At 71.8% G+C, this 19,686-nt stretch carries 19 protein-coding genes and 1 riboswitch; of the genes, 10 read left to right on the top strand and 9 right to left on the bottom strand.

What is annotated here, in order from left to right; translation table 11 throughout:
* Nucleotides 1-292 precede the first annotated feature (292 nt).
* A complete protein-coding gene (locus tag QF030_RS36840; RefSeq protein WP_307166896.1) occupies nucleotides 293-619 on the top strand; it encodes an antibiotic biosynthesis monooxygenase family protein in 327 nt (108 codons plus the stop codon).
* A gap of 607 nt (nucleotides 620-1,226) precedes the next feature.
* Here the strand turns inward: QF030_RS36840 and QF030_RS36835 are convergent.
* Together QF030_RS36835 and QF030_RS36830 are read right to left on the bottom strand one after the other, a co-directional pair.
* Entirely contained in the window at nucleotides 1,227-1,652 is a 426-nt protein-coding gene (locus QF030_RS36835; RefSeq protein ID WP_307166895.1) for a VOC family protein, read from the bottom strand.
* Nucleotides 1,653-1,700: 48 nt separating this feature from the next.
* On the bottom strand, nucleotides 1,701-2,252 hold the full coding sequence (locus QF030_RS36830; protein ID WP_307166894.1) for a YciI family protein: 552 nt from the start codon (nucleotides 2,250-2,252) through the stop codon (nucleotides 1,701-1,703).
* A gap of 205 nt (nucleotides 2,253-2,457) precedes the next feature.
* Here QF030_RS36830 and QF030_RS36825 point away from each other — a divergent pair, with 205 nt between their 5' ends.
* The 9 genes from QF030_RS36825 (at nucleotide 2,458) to QF030_RS36790 (ending at nucleotide 11,967) form a co-directional block, all read left to right on the top strand.
* Entirely contained in the window at nucleotides 2,458-2,904 is a 447-nt protein-coding gene (locus QF030_RS36825) for a hypothetical protein (RefSeq protein ID WP_307166893.1), read from the top strand.
* Between the two features lie 16 nt (nucleotides 2,905-2,920).
* Nucleotides 2,921-3,739, top strand: coding sequence for an SAM-dependent methyltransferase (locus tag QF030_RS36820; RefSeq protein ID WP_307166892.1), 819 nt, complete (start codon nucleotides 2,921-2,923; stop codon nucleotides 3,737-3,739).
* A gap of 156 nt (nucleotides 3,740-3,895) precedes the next feature.
* A riboswitch (SAM riboswitch) is annotated at nucleotides 3,896-4,006 on the top strand.
* Nucleotides 3,966-4,157, top strand: a complete 192-nt coding sequence (locus tag QF030_RS40695) for a putative leader peptide (protein ID WP_373428857.1) — start codon at nucleotides 3,966-3,968, stop codon at nucleotides 4,155-4,157. It overlaps the preceding riboswitch by 41 nt.
* Nucleotides 4,158-4,379: 222 nt before the next feature.
* The gene (locus QF030_RS36815) at nucleotides 4,380-6,002 is read left to right on the top strand and encodes an ABC transporter substrate-binding protein (RefSeq protein ID WP_307166891.1); all 1,623 of its coding nucleotides are present in this window, start codon (nucleotides 4,380-4,382) and stop codon (nucleotides 6,000-6,002) included.
* An 8-nt stretch (nucleotides 6,003-6,010) separates the two neighbouring features.
* Nucleotides 6,011-6,970: an ABC transporter permease gene (locus QF030_RS36810; RefSeq protein WP_307166890.1), complete on the top strand. Its 960-nt coding sequence runs from the start codon at nucleotides 6,011-6,013 to the stop codon at nucleotides 6,968-6,970.
* Complete coding sequence (locus QF030_RS36805) at nucleotides 6,967-7,962, top strand: ABC transporter permease (protein ID WP_307166889.1); 996 nt, start codon at nucleotides 6,967-6,969, stop codon at nucleotides 7,960-7,962. Before QF030_RS36810 ends, QF030_RS36805 begins: the two co-directional genes overlap by 4 nt.
* Before the next feature lie 341 nt (nucleotides 7,963-8,303).
* Nucleotides 8,304-9,956, top strand: coding sequence for a dipeptide ABC transporter ATP-binding protein (locus QF030_RS36800; protein WP_307167822.1), 1,653 nt, complete (start codon nucleotides 8,304-8,306; stop codon nucleotides 9,954-9,956).
* Nucleotides 9,953-10,777: a DUF1684 domain-containing protein gene (locus tag QF030_RS36795; RefSeq protein ID WP_307166888.1), complete on the top strand. Its 825-nt coding sequence runs from the start codon at nucleotides 9,953-9,955 to the stop codon at nucleotides 10,775-10,777. Before QF030_RS36800 ends, QF030_RS36795 begins: the two co-directional genes overlap by 4 nt.
* Nucleotides 10,778-10,887: 110 nt before the next feature.
* A complete protein-coding gene (locus QF030_RS36790) occupies nucleotides 10,888-11,967 on the top strand; it encodes an LLM class flavin-dependent oxidoreductase (RefSeq protein ID WP_307166887.1) in 1,080 nt (359 codons plus the stop codon).
* A 24-nt stretch (nucleotides 11,968-11,991) separates the two neighbouring features.
* On the opposite strand, the gene QF030_RS36785 is transcribed toward QF030_RS36790, so the two are convergent.
* The 7 genes from QF030_RS36785 to urtB form a co-directional block, all read right to left on the bottom strand.
* A complete protein-coding gene (locus QF030_RS36785; RefSeq protein WP_307166886.1) occupies nucleotides 11,992-13,446 on the bottom strand; it encodes a WGR domain-containing protein in 1,455 nt (484 codons plus the stop codon).
* Nucleotides 13,447-13,589: 143 nt separating this feature from the next.
* On the bottom strand, nucleotides 13,590-14,642 hold the full coding sequence (locus QF030_RS36780; RefSeq protein ID WP_307166885.1) for an MASE1 domain-containing protein: 1,053 nt from the start codon (nucleotides 14,640-14,642) through the stop codon (nucleotides 13,590-13,592).
* Nucleotides 14,643-14,692: 50 nt separating this feature from the next.
* The gene (locus QF030_RS36775) at nucleotides 14,693-15,541 is read right to left on the bottom strand and encodes a PP2C family protein-serine/threonine phosphatase (protein WP_307166884.1); all 849 of its coding nucleotides are present in this window, start codon (nucleotides 15,539-15,541) and stop codon (nucleotides 14,693-14,695) included.
* A gap of 397 nt (nucleotides 15,542-15,938) precedes the next feature.
* Nucleotides 15,939-16,661, bottom strand: a complete 723-nt coding sequence (gene urtE / locus QF030_RS36770; RefSeq protein ID WP_307166883.1) for an urea ABC transporter ATP-binding subunit UrtE — start codon at nucleotides 16,659-16,661, stop codon at nucleotides 15,939-15,941.
* A gap of 5 nt (nucleotides 16,662-16,666) precedes the next feature.
* Nucleotides 16,667-17,464, bottom strand: a complete 798-nt coding sequence (gene urtD, locus QF030_RS36765; RefSeq protein ID WP_307166882.1) for an urea ABC transporter ATP-binding protein UrtD — start codon at nucleotides 17,462-17,464, stop codon at nucleotides 16,667-16,669.
* Nucleotides 17,461-18,558: an urea ABC transporter permease subunit UrtC gene (urtC, locus tag QF030_RS36760; RefSeq protein WP_307166881.1), complete on the bottom strand. Its 1,098-nt coding sequence runs from the start codon at nucleotides 18,556-18,558 to the stop codon at nucleotides 17,461-17,463. Before urtC ends, urtD begins: the two co-directional genes overlap by 4 nt.
* Nucleotides 18,555-19,442, bottom strand: coding sequence for an urea ABC transporter permease subunit UrtB (gene urtB / locus QF030_RS36755; protein ID WP_307166880.1), 888 nt, complete (start codon nucleotides 19,440-19,442; stop codon nucleotides 18,555-18,557). Before urtB ends, urtC begins: the two co-directional genes overlap by 4 nt.
* Nucleotides 19,443-19,686 lie beyond the last annotated feature (244 nt).

Below are 19,686 nucleotides of genomic sequence, written 5' to 3'. Positions count from 1 at the left end.
GACGGACAGTCACGACATGGTCATGACATCCGTGGGCGCGGCCGGGCGGCTCGCCGCTGACCGCGCCGTATGGGTGGGGGGTGCGAACCGGCCCTGGCGGGGGCTTAGTTCACTACGTGATTTAAGAAGTGAGCAATAACCCTGTCAAGGGTTTGGTCTGGACCAGATTCGGGAGAGCATCGCCCCGGCCGGAACCCGGCGTCACGCAGTGGGTGGTCCGCCCTGGCCGCAGCCGGGCGTCACGAAGGGGGTGGTCCGCCGCCCGGGCGTCATGGGAGGGCAGGATGGGAGCATGAGCGTAGTCAAGATCAACGTACTGACCGTCCCGGCGGAACAGCGGGAGGTCCTCGAGAAGCGGTTCGCCGCGCGAGCCCACGCCGTCGAGAACTCGGACGGCTTCGAATGGTTCGAGCTGCTCCGCCCGGTCGAGGGCACCGACACCTACCTCGTCTACACGCGGTGGCGTGACGAGGAGTCGTTCCAGGCATGGCTCGAGGGCCCGATGAAGGCCGCCCACCGGGGTGGCAGCACGGAGGGCGAACGGCCCAAGCCCGCGGCATCGGGCTCCACCCTGTGGTCCTTCGAGGTGGTGCAGCAGGCGGCTCCGAAGGGCGAGTGATCGCTCGCGGGCGGGTGGAGGCCGTGCCGCCACCCGCCCGGGCCGTCGCCGCGGTGGACGGCCGTCCCGGTCGGCGCCGCCGCGGCGGTGGGACCTGCCGAGCACGGCGAGCGCGTCCCTCCGAAACCCGTACCGCTCGCCGCCGCAGCGGGCTCGGGAAAGGTGGCGCCGGTCAGCTCTTCGGACACACGCCACAGGCGCAGCCTGGTGGGCGAGCACCGCCCGCAGGCCTCCGAGGCACTGGGCGCGACGGCCCGCCCGAGGTTCGTACGGCCCGCCCGAGGTTCGTACAACTTCCCGAACTCGCCGGCATCCGCCCGAGCCCGGCGAGGAGCGCCTGCCGGTAGGCGGCGGTCCGCCCGGCCCGCTCCTCGGCGGTTCACGACGGGCAGCGCCGGGGCGACGCGCGGCAGGCGCGCCGGACCGCGCGCCCTGCCGGTCTTCGCGGCGCCGGCGCCGCACAGCCACTCCGGGCTCGCCGTGAACGGCCCGCTGCCACCGGAGATCACCGAGGCCCGGGCTGGACGACGTGTTCGCGTCCGCGCTACGCGGGTGCGAGCCGGAAGAGAAGACAGCGGGGACAGAGGGCCGCCGGGCACACCCCTGCTCAGACGACCGGCTGGCCGATGCCCAGGAGGTTTCCCTCGCTGTCCCGGAACCAGACCGCGCGTTCCCCCCGAGCACCCTTGCCCGGATAGTTCCCGTCGATCTCGGCGATGCCCTCCTTCGTGGCGAACCCGGGCACGTCGACCTCTTCGAACACCACGCCCCGCCGCTTGAGCTCCGCCACGACCGCGTCGAGATCGTCGACCTCCCATCCCATCTGGGTGAAGGTGCCCGACGAGGCTCCCGTCGACGTGAACAGGGCGAACTCCGTCCCTCCACATCGGTACAGGAGCCCGCCGGGCCGTTCGTCGACGGGCTCCAGACCGAGCCGCTCCGCGTAGAAGCGCCGCGCCCGGTCCAGATCCCGGGCCGGAAGCCTGGTCGCCACGCGTCCCCGGGCCAGAAGGTTCCTGTCGTCTGCGTTCATGCCTCCACTGTCACGCAACACCGCGCCGGACGGAGGGCGACCCCGGGGTCATGACGGCCGGCCGCCGAACTGCCAGGCATGGACTTCGACGTCGGCATACCGTTCCGGAGCCAGGACGGCGCGCGCCGCGTCCGGGTCCGAGGCTCTGAGCAGCACCGCGGCGCCCACCCGGGTGACGCCGTCGTCGGACAGCAGCGGGCCGTACGCGATCAGCTCGTCGCGGTCGGCCGGCACATCGAGGCCGGCGTCCCGCTCCGGGCCGAGACCGAGCACCAGGTACCGGTCGCCACCGGTCCGGCCACCGGGGAAGTCCCACATGGTGCGCCCCAGCAGGTTGTGCCACCGGCGCAGCAGCACGTCCCGGTAGACACCGGCCTGGTAGTTGGGCTCGTCGAAGGCGAACGCGCGGGCGGCGGCGGCATCCGGGAGGTCGACGACGTGCACACTGCCGGTGGGCGTGCCGTCGGCGGCGGCGAAGGTCGGTCCCCGGGCGATCATCTGCGCGGCGTACCCGTCCATGTAGGACCAGTGCTTCTCCAGCAGCTCGTCGCGCAGGGCGGCGGAGTCGGGCCGGTCACGGTGGTAGCAGAAGAACTCCATAACGGCAGACCCTTCCCAAGTCGGCCCGGTATCTCAACAGGCTTTCGGCGAGGACGACCGCAGGCACGGGTTTCCTTACGGGGACGGGTGACGCGAACGCCCCCGTGCCGCGTGGCCCGGACGCCGCACGGCGCCGGTCGGGCCGACCGGGGCTGGGCCGCCCCTCGGACCCGGGGCGGGCGGCTACGAGGAGACCGTGCCGGACGTGCCGGATCCCGCCCTGCCGGAGCTCTGCGGCGACGGTCCGGCCGAGTCCCGCGACGCCGACCTCGACCAGGAGATCACCCGCCTCGCGCGCACCGTGGACGCGGCGGCCGCCGGCGAGCCCTGGGACGGCGACGCGCAGGGCGCGCTGCCGTCGTCCCTGCGCCGCCGGCTCCGGCACGCGCCTTCCGGTACGGCCGCAGCCGACGACCGCACCCCGCCGGCCCGAGGCCCTGTTGCCGCGCAGCAGGAGCAACCGGTCCGCGCGGTGCCCACCGTCACGGCGGTCACGCCACCGGCACGGCCGTCATCGACGGCGGAGCGTGGCCATGCGCACCCGGACGTTCCGGTGAGAGCACTGTTCGAACCCGCCGAAAATGTGAACGGATGTACGTCACGGGGTCGTTGGGACGTAGGTTGTGGCTCGAACTGCCCACGCCTCGGCTGAAAGACGGACACCCCTCATGACCGACGACGATGTGACCACGCCCGGATCAGCGGCACCTCAGAAGATCGACACCTCGGTGCCGCACTCGGCCCGCATCTGGAACTACTGGCTGGGCGGGAAGGACAACTACCCCGTCGACGAGCAGGCCGGTGACGCCTACACCGCCGTGTTCCCGGGCATCGTCACCATCGCCCGCAGCAGCCGGGCGTTCCTGCGCCGCAACATCACGTACCTGGTCTCCGAGGCGGGCGTCCGGCAGTTCCTGGACGTCGGAACCGGCCTGCCGACCGCCGAGAACACCCACGAGGTCGCCCAGCGGCTCGCCCCCGAGACCAGGATCGTCTACGTCGACAACGATCCGCTGGTCCTGGCCCACGCCCGTGCCCTGCTCTACTCCACCGCGGAGGGCGCGACCTCGTACGTCGACGCCAATGTGCTGGAACCGGAGCGCATCCTGGCGAGCGCCGCCGAGACACTGGACTTCAGCCGTCCCACCGCGCTCATCCTCAGCAACATCCTTGGCCACGTCGCCGACCACGACCAGGCCCGCTCCATCGTCACCCGCCTGATGGCGGCACTGCCGTCCGGCAGCTACCTCTCCGTCAACGACGGCTCGCGAGGCATCGACCCGGTCTTCGAGGCGGCCCAGGACGCCTACAACGAGAGCGGCGCCGTCCCGTACAACCTGCGCACCGTCGAGGAGATCACGGCGTACTTCGACGGACTCGAGCTCCTGGAGCCCGGAGTCGTCCCGGTCCCCCTGTGGCGCCCGGAGGTCACCTCCCCGGCTCCGGCCGTCATCGCCGAACACGGCGGCCTCGCCCGCAAGCCGTAACAACCCCCACGCCGGCGTACCGACCGTCACCGGACGGGCCGCCGGTCGGCCCCGATGCCGCTCCGCCGCACCGGCTGTCACGACCCGTGCGGCGGAGCCGTGCAACTCTCCTACCGATATTGACGGATAATCTCAGCACTCCGTAAGATCGGCCCCGGCATCGAGTGTCAGCAACGAGCCCTGGCTAGCTGACCGGCAACCCTCCTTCCGCGGTGGGGTGCTCCAGGTGAAAGCCCGGCAGGGTCACCGACTCTGCAAGCGCGTGGCCCCGGTTCAGGGGCCTGAGACGGGGAGGACCAGCGTGCGGCACAGCGGCAACCTGAGCGCCTCGATCGCGACCGCGGCCCTGTTCTGCGGATTCTCGCGCCGACGCCACATCGACCTGCGCCGTTCCGCCAGCTGTCTGTGTCAGGGCTGACCACGCCCGACCTCGCAGGCTGACCTCCGCCACGGCGCGGTCACCTCGCCGTCGCCGCCCGTCGATCCGCCACGGTCGATCCGCCACCGGCGTCGGCATCCCTCCCCTGAACAGTTCTGAGCAGTGCCGACCCCTGTGCGGGGCCGGCACCCTCCGCGCATCCCCATGGCCGCGTCCGGCACCGGCATGTGTGCGGTGACCCTGGAGTAGGAGAACCATTCCGTGACAGCACATCCGGATTCCCGTACCCCCCGGTGGGCGGCGCTCGCCGCACTCGTGACCAGCAGCCTGCTGCTCAGCGCCTGCTCGTCGAGCGGCAGCGGCAGTTCGAGCGGCGAGGGCGGCCGCCCCAAGTCGGGTGGCACCCTGACCTTCGCGGTGAGCTCCGACGCCGGCTGCGTCGATCCCCAGCAGGTGGGCAGCAACGACACCATCTACTCCCTGCGTCAGATCGTCGACTCCCTGACGGACCAGGACCCCAAGACCGGCAAGATCGTGCCGTGGCTCGCGAAGAGCTGGGAGGTCAGCTCCGACACCACGACGTTCACGTTCCACCTGAGATCCGGAGTCACGTTCAGCGACGGATCGCCGCTGACCGCCCAGGTGGTCAAGGAGAACTTCGACGCGGTGCCGAAGCTGGGCGCCCTGGCCACCCTCGCCCAGGGGTACCTGAGCGGTGTGGAGAGCACCACCGCCGTCGACCCGCTCACGGTGCGGGTGAGGTTCAAGCAGCCCAACGCGCAGTTCCTCCAGGCCACGGCCACCCACTCGCTCGGCATCGAATCGTCGGCGAGCGTGCGCAGGAGCCCCCAGGAGAAGTGCAGCAAGGGAGTGGTCGGATCCGGGCCGTTCGAGCTGAACGGCTATGTGCAGAACCAGTCGATCACCCTGGCCAGGCGCGCCGAGTACGCCTGGGGTTCCTCGCTGTGGACCAAACAGGGCGCGGCATACCTGGACAAGCTGGTGTTCAAGGTGGTGCCCGAGGCGGGTGTGCGCACCGGCAGCCTCCAGTCCGGCCAGGTGGACGCGATCGGCAGCGTCGGCAGGGCCAACGAGGCGGCGCTGCGGGGCGGCGCCGTGAACCTCCAGCAACGAGCCAACCCGGGTGTGGTGTTCAACCTGGGACTCAACAACTCCCGGCCGCTCCTGAAGGACGCGAAGGTGCGCCAGGCGATCCTGTTCGCCATCGACCGGCAGCAGATCGTCGACGCCGTGTTCCCGACCGGCACCGAGCCGGCGACCAGCATCCTGGCGCGCACCACACCGGACCACACCGATCTCGGCTCGGACCTGGCCTTCGACGCGGCCAGGGCGAAGTCCCTCCTGGACTCGGCCGGTTGGAAGGCGGACGGCGACGGCGTCCGGGTCAAGGACGGCAAGAGGCTGAGCCTGACCGTCAAGTGGTTCGCCAACGCGGCCACCAACCAGCCCGCCCTGGAACTGATCCAGCAGCAGCTCAAGGCCGTCGGCGTGGAGGTGGTGCTCAAGCAGCTCCAGATCGCGCAGTTCTCGCCGACTCTCCAGTCCGGCGACTTCGACGCGGTGTGGGGCAACGTGACCCGCGCCGACCCGGACATCCTGCGCAGCTCGTACTCCACCCGGCTGGCCAACTTCTACCACCTGCCGGCCGGCCCGCTCGACTCCGCGCTGACCCAGCAGGCCGCGACGACCGACGCGGCGAAGCGCAAGCAACTGGTCGCCCAGGCACAGCAGTTGATCGTGCGGAACGCCTACGCCGTGCCCGTGGTGGAGCTGCAGACCCAACTGGGGGTGGCGAAGAAGGTGCACGACCTCGACTTCGACGCCTCCAGCCGGATCCAGCTGCACGACACCTGGATCGGGTAGCGGCCGGCATGCGTCCCTATGTGGCCAAGCGGCTCGCGCAGGCCCTCGGAGTGCTGTGGGCGGCCTACACGTTGTCCTTCCTCGTGCTGGACTACCTGCCCGGAGATCCCGTCTCGGCGATGGCCGGCGCGGGAGCGGACACCGGGCAGGTCGATCCCGCCCAACTCGCGTCGCTGCGGCACGAGTACGGCTTCGACAAACCGGTTCTCGCGCAGTATGCCGACTACCTCGGCAGGGCGGTACGCGGTGACTTCGGCGACTCGGTGTCCACCGGCCGACCGGTGACCTCGACGCTGGCCGACGCGCTGCCGCAGACCCTCCAGCTGACCGGGGCGGCGCTGCTGCTCGCGGTGGTCCTCGGCGGCGGGCTCGCCGTGCTGGCGACCTACACCACCCGGCGATGGCTGCGGCAGCTGCTGCTGTCGTTGCCCCCGCTGGGGGTGTCGGTACCGACGTTCTGGGTCGGGCTGGTGCTCGTCGAGCTGTTCTCCTTCCGGACGCGGCTGTTCCCGGCGTTCGGCAACGACGGGCTGCGGGGCCTGGTCCTGCCCGCGGTGACCCTGGCCGTCCCGACCGGCGCCCTGGTGGCGCAGGTGCTGGCCAAGAGCCTGCTCACGGCGCTGGACCAGGCCTATGTGGAGACCGCCCGGGCCAAGGGCGCCGGCCGGCTGCGGATCCATCTGCGGCACGCGCTGCGCAACGCCTCGCTGCCCGCGCTGACGGTCGTAGGACTGCTGGCCGGCCAGCTGATCGCCGGCTCGGTCGTCGTCGAGTCGGTGTTCTCCCGCGACGGCCTGGGCCGGGTGACCGCCGCCGCGGTCACCGTCCAGGACATCCCGCTGGTCCAGGGCGTCGTGGTGTTCGGGGCGCTGATCTTCGTGACGGCCAATCTGATCGTCGATCTCGTCTACCCGCTGCTCGACCCGCGGATCGTGGTGGCGGCGAGCAGGAAGGTGCGCCCCGCATGAGCCGGACACTTGCCGACGGTGTCGCCGCCGGAGCCGACGGCGCAGAGGGAACGGACGCACCCGGAGCAGCGACGGGAGCGGCCGAAACGGTCGGAGCGGCCGGCCTGGCCCGACCGTTGGATCCCGGTGCGGAGCCGGGACCCGCGAATGCCGGTCCCGGCTCCGGACCGAGACGGTTCCTGAGGTTCCTGCTGCGCAGGCCCGGGCTGCTGGCCTCGGTCCTGGTGCTGGTGCTGGTGGTGCTGGCCGCTTTCTGGCCAGGGCTGTTCACTTCACAGGACCCGCTGCACGGCGTGCCTGCGGAGAACTTCCGAAGCCCCAGCGGCGGGCACTGGTTCGGCACCGACGAGCTGGGACGTGACGTGTTCTCGCGCGTGGTGCACGGCGCCCAGCTGTCGCTGAAGGCGACCCTGATCGCGGTCGGGTTCGCGTTCGTGGTCGGCGGTCTCATCGGCCTGGTCGCCGGGTTCGTGGGCCGCTGGGTCGAGGACGTGCTGATGCGCTTCGTCGACGTACTGCTGTCGATCCCCTCGCTGTTCCTGTCCCTGGCCCTGGTCACCGCGCTGGGCTACGGCACGGTGAAGGTGGCGGTCGCGGTCGGCATCGCCAGCGTGGCCGGCTTCGCCCGGGTGACCCGGGCCGAGGTGCTGCGGGTGCGCCAGGCGGTCTTCGTCGAGGCCTCCCGCTCCTGCGGGGCCCGCTGGTACTCGGTGCTGGGACGGCACGTACTGCCCAACGCGGCGGGCCCGGTGATCGTGCTGGCCACCCTCGAGTTCGGCGCCGCCATCCTCGCCGTGTCGTCACTCAGCTTCCTCGGTTACGGGGCGCCTCCACCGGCGCCGGAGTGGGGCACGTTGATCTCGGACGGGCGCAACTACCTGGCCAACGCCTGGTGGCTCACCGCGCTGCCCGGACTGGCGATCGCGGCGACGGGCCTCGCCACCAACCGCCTCGCGCGGGCGCTGGACGGCGAATGGGCCCGGCAGCGATGACCGGCCCGACGAACCGACCCGGGACGGACGAACCCGCGACATACGTGAGCGTGACGAACAAACCGGAGACGGACCTGACCGTGACGGGAGAACCCGAGACGGACGCACCCGAGAGAGGAGGAGAACCCGTGACCCGCGAGGCCACCACCGCCCAGCCCGTGCCCGACCGGCCCGTGCCCGACCGGCCCGTCATCAGCCACAGCGCGAACGGCCACAGTCCGACCGGTCGGGCCACTGCCGACGGAGCCGCGACCGACGAGTTCGCACCCGACGGAGCCGCGACCGACGAGGCTGCCGCGGACGAGGTCCAGCGGGCCGAAGCTTCGGACGACGAGCCCGCGTTGCTACAGGTACGCGGCCTGTCGGTGTCCTACCGCACCCGCGGCGGCACCGTGCACGCGGTACGCGGCGTGGACCTCGACGTGTGGCCCGGGCAGGTCACCGCGGTGGTCGGCGAGTCGGGTTCCGGGAAGAGCACGACCGCGCACGCGATCACCCGGCTGCTGGCGGCCAACGGCGGCATCGACGCCGGGACGGTCCGCTTCGGCCGGCACGACCTCACCGCACTGTCGGAGCGGGAGCTGCGTGCCGTACGCGGCGCGCGGATCGGTCTGGTGCCGCAGGACCCGACGGTGTCGCTGAACCCCGTCAAACGCGTCGGTGAGCAGGTCGCCGAGGTGCTGCGGATCCACGGGCTGGCGACCCGCCGCTCCGCTCCGTCGGCCGCGATCGCGATCCTGGACCAGGCGGGGCTGCCCGACGCGGCCACGCGCGCCCGGCAGTACCCGCACGAACTGTCGGGCGGGATGCGTCAACGGGCCCTGATCGCGGTCGCCATCGCCGCCAAGCCGCAGCTGATCATCGCCGACGAGCCGACCAGCGCCCTCGACGTCACCGTTCAGCGGGTGATCCTCGACCACCTCCAGCACCTCACCGAGGAGTCCGGCACCGCCGTGCTGCTGGTGACGCACGATCTCGGCGTGGCCGCCGACCGGGCGCAGCGGATCGTGGTCATGGCCGGGGGCCGGGTCGTCGAGGCAGGGCCCACCCGGGACGTCCTGGAGAACCCGCAGCACGCGTACACCCGGCGGTTGCTGGCCGCCGCGCCCAGTCTCTCCACGGCCCGGCCGCGCACCGTCACATCGGTGACCGCGCCGGCCCCCGGCGAGGCACCGCTGGTGGAGGCCCGCAACCTGGTCAAGGAGTTCCGGCTGCCCGCCGCCGCAGGCGCGGCCCGCACCCTGCGCGCGGTCGACGACGTCAGTCTCACGGTGCACCGCGGCCGGACACTGGCCCTGGTCGGCGAATCCGGCTCGGGGAAGTCCACCACCGCCCGCCTGGTGCTGCGGCTGGTCGACCCGACCTCCGGAAGCGTGTGGTTCGACGGCGCCGACGTCACGACCGCCCGCGGGGCAGCGGCCAGGCAACTGCGCCGGCGGGCCCAGCTCGTCTATCAGAACCCGTACGCCTCGCTGGATCCGCGGTTCTCGATCGGCGAAGTGATCACCGAGCCGCTGCGCGCCTTCCGGGTCGGCGACCGTGCCTCCCGGCTCGCCCGCGCCCGGGAGCTGCTCGACCGGGTGGCGCTGCCCGGCTCGGTGCTGGAGCGTCGCCCGGCGGAACTGTCCGGCGGGCAGCGGCAGCGCGTCGCGATCGCCCGTGCCCTCGCGCTCTCGCCCGACCTGGTGGTGTGCGACGAACCGGTGTCCGCGCTCGACGTGTCCGTCCAGGCACAGGTGCTCGACCTGCTCGCCGAACTCCAGGCCGACACCGGAGTGGCGTACCTGTTCATCTCGCACGACCTGGCCGTCGTGCGCCAGATCGCCCATCAGGTCGCTGTCATGCGGTCCGGCCGCGTCGTCGAGACGGGCACCGCCGAGGACCTGTTCACCCGCCCCCGCCACGACTACACCCGCGAACTGCTCGCGGCGATCCCCGGCGGGCGCCACGCGTCGGCCGGGGACCGGCCGCACCAACCGAAGGAGCACCTGTGACCGTTCAGCACACGTCGGCGGAACTCGAGGAGTTCGTCCACGACTGGCAGGAGTGGCATCAGCGGCAGGAGGCACGGCTCGCCGACCCGCACGGTTTCCTCGCGATCACCGGCCTGCACTGGCTGAGCGACCGGCCCGAGCGCTTCCCGGACGCGCCGGGAGCCTGGTCGACCGGCGCCGACGGGATCGTCGTGGTCCTCGACGAAGGCGAGGAACTGGTCGTCGACGGAACCGCCGTCCGCGGCGAGCACCGCTTCGGGGTGATCCCGGAGCGCGGCGGGGTCGACGCCGTGTGGGGCGACGCCGTCATCGAGGTGGCCAAGCGCGGCGGGCAGGACATCATCCGGCCCCGGCACCCGGACACACCGCTGCGCACCGGCTTCACGGGCACACCGGCCTACGCCCCGCACCCCCGCTGGGTGGTGACCGGCCGATACACGGCGTTCGACGAGCCCCGGCCGACGACCGTGGGGGCGGCGGTCGAGGGTCTGGAGCACGTGTACGACGCGCCCGGCCGGGTCGAGTTCAAGCTGGACGGGCGTCCGCTGGCGCTGACCGCGTTCCCCGGTCACGGCCCGGGGAGTCTGCTCGTGCTGTTCACCGACGCGACCTCCGGGGTCACCACCTACGCGGCCAACCGGGCGCTCACGCTGGACGCACCCGCCGCCGACGGCACGGTCGTTCTGGACTTCAACCGGGCGGCGAACCTGCCGTGCGCCTACACCGATCTGGCCACCTGCCCGCTGCCGCCCGCGGAGAACCGGCTGCCCGTGCCGGTCGAGGCCGGGGAGAGGATCCCCCGCGAGCGGGGCGGCTCCTGACCATCGAGCACCGGCCGCCGACCGCCGATCACTGAACACCGAGCACCGAGCACCGAGCACCGAGCACCGAGCACCGGTGAGCCGACCCCGACACCGAGGACTGGCACCGTATGAGCACTCCCTCCATCACCTCGCTGGCCTTTCTCACCCCGGGCAACTTCGCCGACGACGATCCCTACACCGGTCTGGAGGAGACGCTTCAACTGTTCGAGTACGGCGAACGGATCGGATTCGACGGCGCCTGGGTCCGGCAGCGCCATCTCGAACACGGGGTGGCATCGGCCGCGGTGTTCCTCGCGGCGGCGGGCCAGCGGACCGAGCGGGTCGAGCTGGGCACCGCGGTCATCCCGATCGGGTACGAGAGCCCGTTCCGACTGGCCGAGGACCTGGCGCTGGCGGACGTGCTCTCCCGCGGCAGACTTCAGGCCGGGTTCAGCACCGGCATGCCGCACGCCGAACTGCTCGGCGATCTCGTGTACGACGGGGACTGGCGCGACTTCGACCTGTCGTACGGGAGGATCGCCCGCGTCATCGACAACCTGCGGGGGGACTACCTCGGGGGCCCGGACACCGTGATCCGGTCACCGGGCAACACCCAGCGGCCACGGCTGCAGCCGCACGACCCGGGCCTGCTGGACCGCGTCTGGTACGGAGGCGGCAGCCTGCGTTCCGCCCGGTGGGCCGCGGCACACGGCCTGAACCTGCTGAGCGGCAACATCGTCACCGGTGAGGGCACCGACGACTTCACCACGGCCCAGCTCGCCCTGCTCTCCGAGTACCGGCGCGGGGTGCCCGCCGCCCGTCCGGCGCGGGTGGCGCTGGGGCGGGTGATCGTGCCGTTCGACAGCGCCGACGCCGCCACCCGTGCGCGGTACCGGGCATACGCCGCCGGACGGCACGCGCGCACTCTGGCTCCGCAGGGCAGCAACCGGACCCTGTTCGCGCCGGACGTGGTCGGGCCGGCGGACCGGATCCTGGAGCAGTTGGCCGCGGATCCCGCGGTCTCGGCCGTGTCGGAGCTGCGCCTGGAGCTGCCGTACGAGTTCCACCGGGGCGACTACGAGCAGATCCTGCACGATGTCCGGCACCTGATAGCGCCGGAGCTGGGCTGGCGACCCGCCGGTGCGGCCGCCCCGGCCGCACCCCCGGCCGCGCGACCGGTGGCCGTACGGGGCGGGACCGGCCGATGAGCGGGACCGGAAGGGAGCCGTAGGTCAGAGCAGCCGTCGGATGTCACCGCGGACCCGGTAGAAGCCGCCGGCCGCCGTGTGCAGGGCGTCCACCACGTACCGAGCCCCGGGCTCGCGTATCTCGCGCGGGAACTGGACGTTCCAGGACGTGTCGTAGCCGTCGGACACCACGTGCACCCGGACCCGGCCGGCTTCCTGGACGCACTCGACGACGATCGCGCCGGTGGGCACGTGGGTCACGGTGGTCACCGTGGCCGCGGCCGTGGCGGGGGCGTACGTCGGCAGTGCCTCGGCGAGCTTGACGTCCCGCGCCACCGGGACCGTGCCCTGCTGGGCCGCGGTGACGGCCGTCTCGCTCGCGTCCACGCACACCAGCGAGCCGTCGGTGGTCACCAGGTACAGCCGTTCGTCGCGGTACTGCATGGACAGGGCCGAGCCGCCGCCCGTGCCGAGCTTCCACAGGCGCGTGCCGTCCCGGTCGAAACAGTAGACGGACGAGGACGAGTCACCGGCGAACACGAAGCGCCCGTTGGGCGAGGTGGCACACGAGTACACGGCGCTGTCGCAGCCGTACGTGGCCTCGACCGTGCCGGTGGCCTTCGACAGCCGCTGCACCACCTTGTGCGAGGTCCCGGCGTAGACGGCGTCCGCCTCCTGCCAGCCGAACAGGACGCCGCCCCGGGTGGGGGTGTGCCAGAGTTCACCGCTGCCGTCGGGTGCGTAGGCGGTGACGCCCCGATGGTGACCGTGGTAGACGGCCCGGTCGTCCGCGCGGACCATCCAGGCGTGCTCGCCCTGGCTGCGGCGGGCCCACTGGTGCTCGTCCTCGTGGTCGATGACGGTGAGCCGGCCGTCGCGGTCCGAGACGTTCAGCAGGCCCTCATGGATGTCCAGCCAGAAGATGTCGACGTCCGCCGCGATGTCGTACGCCGCGAACGGCAGCTTGGAGGACAGGTCGTAGACCTTGCCGTCGTCGCAGCCCGCGTAGATCCAGAAGTCGTCTGCCACCAGGCACTTCACGCCGTCCGGCAGGCTGAACCGGGCCAGCACGTCGCCCTCGTGGTCCAGGGTGTACACGTCACCGGACTGGTTGCCGACCCAGCAGCGGTCGTCGTCCACGTGGATGCCGAACGCCGAGGAACCGGTGCGGAACCGCCACAGCACGGGCGCCGCGGCGCGCGCCGTGGACGGCGCCGAGACCACCTGACGGCGGGTCACCGTGCGCGGGGGACGCTGTCCGGCGACAGCGGGGGCGTACCCCTTGCGGACCTTCTCCCCCACCTTCCGCGCGGCGGCGGCCCGGGCCTTCTCGGCGGTGGGGAACGTCGTCGTCTGCGTCTGCCCGGAGGCGCCGATCCGCCCGTACCGCACCGTCACCACCACGCCGTCGACGGCGACTTCGTAGAACTTGTGCGCGCCGCCGCCGTCCTGCGACAGCTCCAGATACGTCCTCGACACGGTGCTGGACCCGGTAGCCATGACACACCCCTCCCCAGGGAGGACCCGCGGCCGTTCCGGCGAGTCCCACTCCCCGAACCGTAGGGCCAGGCACTGACATCGATGCTGATGCTCAGGTTCCGGTGTCCGTGACTCGTGCACAGGCACAGGCACAGGCACAGGCCTCAGCCGTTCTTGTCCTCGGTGGTCTCCGTGGTCTCCGTGGCCTTTGTGGTCTCCGTGGTCTCCGTCTCCTGGATGTCCTTCACGGGCCGGCCGGGTGGGGCATCGCCGGCGGTGAGGTGTTCCAGGACCTCGACGAGTTCCTGGCAGGCGCGTTCCACGGAGCGTCTGGTGTGCTGCTGTTCGGTGATCACCGCGGAGAGCAGCAGGGCGGTCAGCGCCATCGTGCCGTTGAAGGCCTGGAGCTTGATCATCACCTCGACGCGGCTCAGCCGTTCGAAGGGCCCGACGCTGTCCGTCGCGGCGACGGTGGCCATGACCGATGTGAAGAGGGCACAGAGCATGCTGCCGGCGAGCTGAAAGCGCAGGGCCGCCCAGATCAGCAGGGGGTAGACGAGAAAGAGCAGGCTGACGCGGCTGTGGGTGGCCAGCGGGACGAGGGCGCAGGCGATGAGGCCGAGTCCTACGGCCTCTTTCCAGCGGGCCGGCCGCAGGGGGCGGGTGATGGCGTGCAGCACGAGAAGGACCGGCGTGACGATCAGGACGCCCATGGCGTCGCCGACCCACCAGGCCAGCCACACGGCCCAGAAGCTGTGCGCGGCCAGCTTGTCGGTGAGGACGAGCATGCCGACGCCGACCGTCGAACTCAGCAGCATGGCGGTGAGTGCGCCGAGGAAGACCAGCGCGAGCCCGTCCCGTAATCGGGCCAGGTCGTTGCGGAAGCCCACCTTGCGCAGCATGAGGTAGGCGCAGACGGGCGCCGCGGTGTTGCCGATCAGGTTGCCGATCACCGCGGGCCGCAGCGAAGTCAGGGACATGATGACGAAGAGGGCACCGAGGGCGATGCCCGGCCAGACGCGGATCCCGAGGAGCAGCAGACAGGCGACTGCCACCCCCGTGGGCGGCCAGATGGGGGTGAAGACCGCACCCTCGACGGTGAGCTCGCGCACGAGCCCCAGCCGCCCGGCCGCGTAGTAGCCCAGGGCTACGGCCAGCGTCCGCACGGCGAAGACCGCTGGTCGACGCAGTTCCGGGGTAGCCACCACAGCAGCCATCAGACACCGGCCCGGCGCCGTCGGCGAGGCGAGACGCGCGGCGTCCGGCCCTATGGCTGAACGAGGGGGACGTCCGGCGCCGTCAGCCCGTCGTGTCCCACCACCAGCACGGCCGCGTCGTCCTCGTGTCCCACCCGCTCGGCGCCCTTGATCACCGCCGCGGCGAGGGAGTCCGCCGGCATGCCCGCGACGGCGGCGATGCCGGCCAGCCGTACGACCTGGTCGAGACCCTCTTCGACGCTCAGGGTCGGCCCTTCCACCACGCCGTCCGTGAGCAGGACGAACACTCCGCCCTTGGTGAGCCGGGAGCGGGTGACGGGATAGTCCATGCCCTCCTGGACGCCCAGGGGCGGGCCGCACTCGTCCTCGGCGACGCCCGACTTGCCGTCCGCCGTGGCCCACACACACGGGATGTGCCCCGCCCTGGCGCTCTCCAGGACCCCGGTGGCGGGGTCGAGCCGCATGAAGGTGCAGGTGGCGAAGAGGTCACTGCCGAGAGAGAGGAGCAGGTCGTTGGTCCGGGCGAGAAGCTCGCCGGGCTCGCTGGTGACGGAGGCGAGGGCACGCAGACCGACCCGGACCTGGCCCATGAACGCGGTCGCCTCTATGTTGTGGCCCTGGACGTCGCCGATGGACAGGCCGATGCGCCCGTCCGGCATCGCGAAGGCGTCGTACCAGTCGCCGCCCACGTTGAGGCCGTAGCAGGCGGGCGCGTACTTGACGGCGAGCCGGAAGCCGGGCGCCATGGGCAGGTCCCTGGGCAGCATGCCGCGCTGGAGGGCGAGGGCCAGTTCCACGCGGGAGCGTTGCAGCTCCGCGCGCTCGCGCGCCTGGGCGGTCAGCGAACCGAGTCTGGCCAGCAGCTCGTCGCCGTCGTCCGTGGGGCGCTTGCGGGACATTGATCACTCCGGCGGGACGGCAGCTCGTCGGGAGGGCACCCATCGGGCAAACCTCACATTTTACCTTTAGAGGATGATAGCGGTCCCGCGGCACGGCCTGACAGACGGCATCGCACGAATCTTCGACAACCGGCGCACCCCATCGACCGCGTAATGCCTTCCGAGCCGGGTGGAAAGGGCCCTCGTCGCCTGTCGGCCTGTGGGAGTCCCGGCCAGTGGGGCTTGTGCGGCTCCCGGTCTGTGGGGCTTGTGGGGTGTGGGGCTCCCGGCCTGTGAGGCTGTCGGCTTCTGGGGCTGTCGGCCTCTGGGGCTGTCGGCCTGTCAGCCTGTGGGCTTGTCGGACTGGGGGCCCGCGCCGGAGCTGCCCGACGGGCGGCGCCGGCGCGGGGCTCCCGGCTCACACGCTGAGCGCCGCCCGCACGGTCTGCTCGGCGCCCGTTCCGCCTTCGCCGGAGGAGGTCACGCGGCCCGCCTCCAGGACGTAGTAGCGCTGGGCGGCCCGCATGGCGAAGCCCACATGCTGTTCGACGAGGAGGACGGAGAGTCCGCCCCGCCGGGTGAGGGCCAGGATCGTCTCCTCTATCTCGGCGACGACGGACGGCTGGATGCCCTCGGTCGGTTCGTCGAGCAGGAGCAGCCTCGGCCGGGTGACCAGGGCCCGGGCGATGGCGAGCTGCTGGCGCTGACCGCCGGAGAGCAGGCCGGCCCGGCGGCCGGACAGTTCGCGCAGGACGGGGAACAGGTCCAGGGCCTCGGCGATCGCCTCCTTGCCTCCCCCACCGCCCGCACGGCCCGGCGTGGCCCTCGGGCGGCCGTCCGCGACGAGCCGGAGGTTCTCGGCGGTGGTGAGGTGCGGGAAGGACTGCTGGCCCTGCGGGACGTACGCCATGCCGCGGGCGACCCGCTGATGCGGCGAGAGCCGGGTGATGTCCTCGCCGTCGAGCAGGACGGTCCCGGCGGTCGGCCTGATCAGACCCATGGCGGCGCGCAGCAGGGTGCTCTTGCCGGCCCCGTTGTGCCCGAGCACGGCCGCGACGCCGTCGCCGGGGACGGCGACACTCACCCCGTGCAGCACGGTGGTGCGGTCGTAGCCCGCCCGGACGGTGTTGATCTCCAGCATGGGCTTCACGCCTCCTCGGCGACGGACGCGGCCGCGGCGGCGGGCGCGGGTCGGGGGGTGGGTTCGGGTTCGGAGGCGCGCCCGAGGTAGACCTCCTGGACCTTGGTGTCGGCCTGGACCTCGGCGACGGAGCCCTCGCTGAGCACCTTGCCGGCGTGCAGGACGCTGACGCTCCGGGCGTAGGAGCGCATGAAGTCCATGTCGTGCTCGATGACGACGACCGTGCGGTCCTCGCTCACCCGCCGCAACAGCTCACCGGTGGCCTCGCGTTCGTCGTGGCTCATGCCGGCGACGGGCTCGTCGAGCAGGAGCAGTCGTACGTCCTGGACCAGCAGCATGCCGATCTCCAGCCACTGCTTCTGCCCGTGGGCCAGCACCCCGGCGGGACGGTCGCGCAGATCGCTCAGACCGATGGTATCCAGGGCCCGCCTGACCGGTTCGGGCACGTCCTTGCGGCGCCGGAGCATGGTCAACGGTCCCCGGCCGGCGCCGGCGGCGATGTCCAGGTTCTGCACGACGGTCAGCTCCTCGAAGACCGTCGCGGTCTGGAACGTACGGCCGATCCCCAGCCGGGCGATCTTGTGGACGGGCTTGCCCAGCAGCTCCTGGTCGCCGAAGCGGACCGATCCGGACGCCTTGACCAGACCGGTGACCGCGTCGACGAGGGTGGTCTTGCCCGCGCCGTTCGGGCCGATGAGGAACCGCAGGTCGCCGGGGCGGATGTCCAGGTCGACGCCGTCGACGGCGGTGAACCCGTCGAACGTCACCCGCAGGTCGCGTACGGTCAGTCCCTCGCCGCTCATGCTGTCTCTCCAGTCGCAGGGGTACGGGTACGGCGCCGCCACAGCACGACGCCGAGGGAGGCCAGGCCGCCGGGGAGGAAGCCGACGGCGAGGACGAAGAGCAGCCCCTGCAGGTAGGTCCAGGCGGCGGGGAAGGCGTCGGAGAGCGTGCTCTGCGCCCAGGCGACGGCGACCGCTCCCAGCACCGCGCCCACCAGCGAGGCCCGGCCGCCGACCGCGGCGCCGATGACGAATCCGATGGACGGCACGATGCCGATCAGCGCCGGCGAGATGATCCCCACCGCCGGGACGAAGAGGGCCCCGGCGAGGCCCGCCGTGCCGGCGGCCACGACGTACGCGACGAGTTTGACGTTGGCGGGGTCGTAGCCGAGAAAGCGGACGCGTTCCTCGGAGTCGCGCACGGCGACGAGGAGTTCGCCGTAGCGGCTGACGAACAGCTGGCGGGCGCCCGCCATCAGCAGCAGCAGGACCGCGGCGATGACGAAGTACACCATCCGCTGGTTGACGGGGTCGTCCAGCGAGTAGCCGAAGAAGCCCTGGATGTCGGTGAGGCCGTTGGTGCCGCCGGTGGTGGCCTGCTGGCCGATCAGCCAGATGGACAGGGCGGCGGCCAGTGCCTGGCTGAGGATCGCGAAGTAGGCCCCCTTCACCCGGCGCCGGAAGACGAAGAAGCCGAGCACGGCGGCGACGGCCATCGGCAGCAGGACGGTCATGGCGAGCGCGAAGGCCGGGTCGGCGAAGGGTTCCCACCACCAGGGCAGGGCGTCGCCGGTGCCGTACAGCTGCATGAAGTCGGGCAGTGTCTCGCCGGTCGCGGCGGCGTCGGTGAGCTTGAGGTGCATGGCCATGGCGTAGCCGCCGAGGCCGAAGAAGACGCCCTGGCCCAGCACCATGAGCCCGCCCCGGCCCCAGGCGAGGCTCACTCCCACGGCCACGATCGCGTAGCACAGGTACTTGGCGAGGAGCGAGAGGCGGAAGTCGGAGAGGGCGAGCGGGGCCACTCCGAGAAGGAGGACGGCGGCGAGGACGAAGGCGCCGGGGACGCGCAGGCGGGCCGTCGGCGGGGCGGGCGGGGTCTCGGTGATCGTCGTCATGCCAGGCTCCGGGTGCGCAGTGTGTACAGGCCCTGGGGTCGCCACTGGAGGAAGGCGACGATCGCCACGAGCACGATGACCTTGGCGACGCTGAGCGTCGTCGAGTACTCGAGGACCGACTGGAGCACGCCGAGCGCGAAGGCGGTGAGCACGCTGCCCTTGAGCTGCCCGATACCTCCCACGACGACGACCAGGAAGGCGTCGACGATGTAGTTGGTGCCCATCGTCGGGCCGATCGGGCCGACCAGGGTGAGCGCGACGCCGGCCACGCCCGCGAGACCCGAGCCGATGAAGAAGGTCACGCGGTCGACCCGGCCGGTGGCGATGCCGGACACCTCGGCCAGGTCGCGGTTCTGTACGACGGCCCGGATCCGGCGGCCGAGCGGGGTGAGTCGCAGGACGACCGTGAGGGCGAGGACGCTGAGCAGGGCCAGACCGAGGATGAACAGGCGGCTGCTGGCGAAGGTGACGCCGCCGCCCATCGAGATGTTGCCGGTGAGCACGTCCGGCGCGTGGGTCTGCACGTTGGGAGCGCCGAAGACGTCCCGGGCGAGTTGCTGGAGCATCAGCGAGACGCCCCAGGTGACCAGCAGGGTGTCCAGCGGGCGGGTGTAGAGGCGCCGGATGAGCAGCCACTCCAGCAGCGCGCCCATGGCGCCCGCCACCAGGAAGGCCACGGGCAGGGCGACGAGCAGCGAGACACCCGCGCCGCTGATGGAGCGCTGGAGGACGTACGTGGTGTAGGCGCCGGTCATGATGAACTCGCCGTGCGCCATGTTGATCACGCCCATCTGACCGAAGGTCAGGGTCAGGCCGAGCGCGATGAGCAGGAGGACGGCGCCGATGCTGATGCCGGTGAAGGACTGGTTGAGGATGACCGTCATGAAGCGGCTCCTGGTCGGGGACGGAGGTGCGGCGGGCCAGGGACATGACCCGGCCCCCGGAACGGGGCCGGGCTCCACCGTGGGAGCGGAGACCGGTGCAGGGGCGGGAGTGAGGACCAGGCGGGAGCGGAGACCGGCACGGCAGCCGGGATCGGGGCAGGAACCGGGATCCCGGCGGGGCCTGAGCAGGCCGGATCAGGACCGGCCGAAAGCCAGGACCCGCCGGGCGATCAGGACCGGCCGA

The sequence above is a fragment of the Streptomyces rishiriensis genome (assembly GCF_030815485.1).
GTDB lineage: Bacteria > Actinomycetota > Actinomycetes > Streptomycetales > Streptomycetaceae > Streptomyces > Streptomyces rishiriensis_A.
The sequence above is the reverse complement of the archived record's forward strand: the minus strand, read 5'-3'. Positions and strand labels throughout refer to the sequence as shown.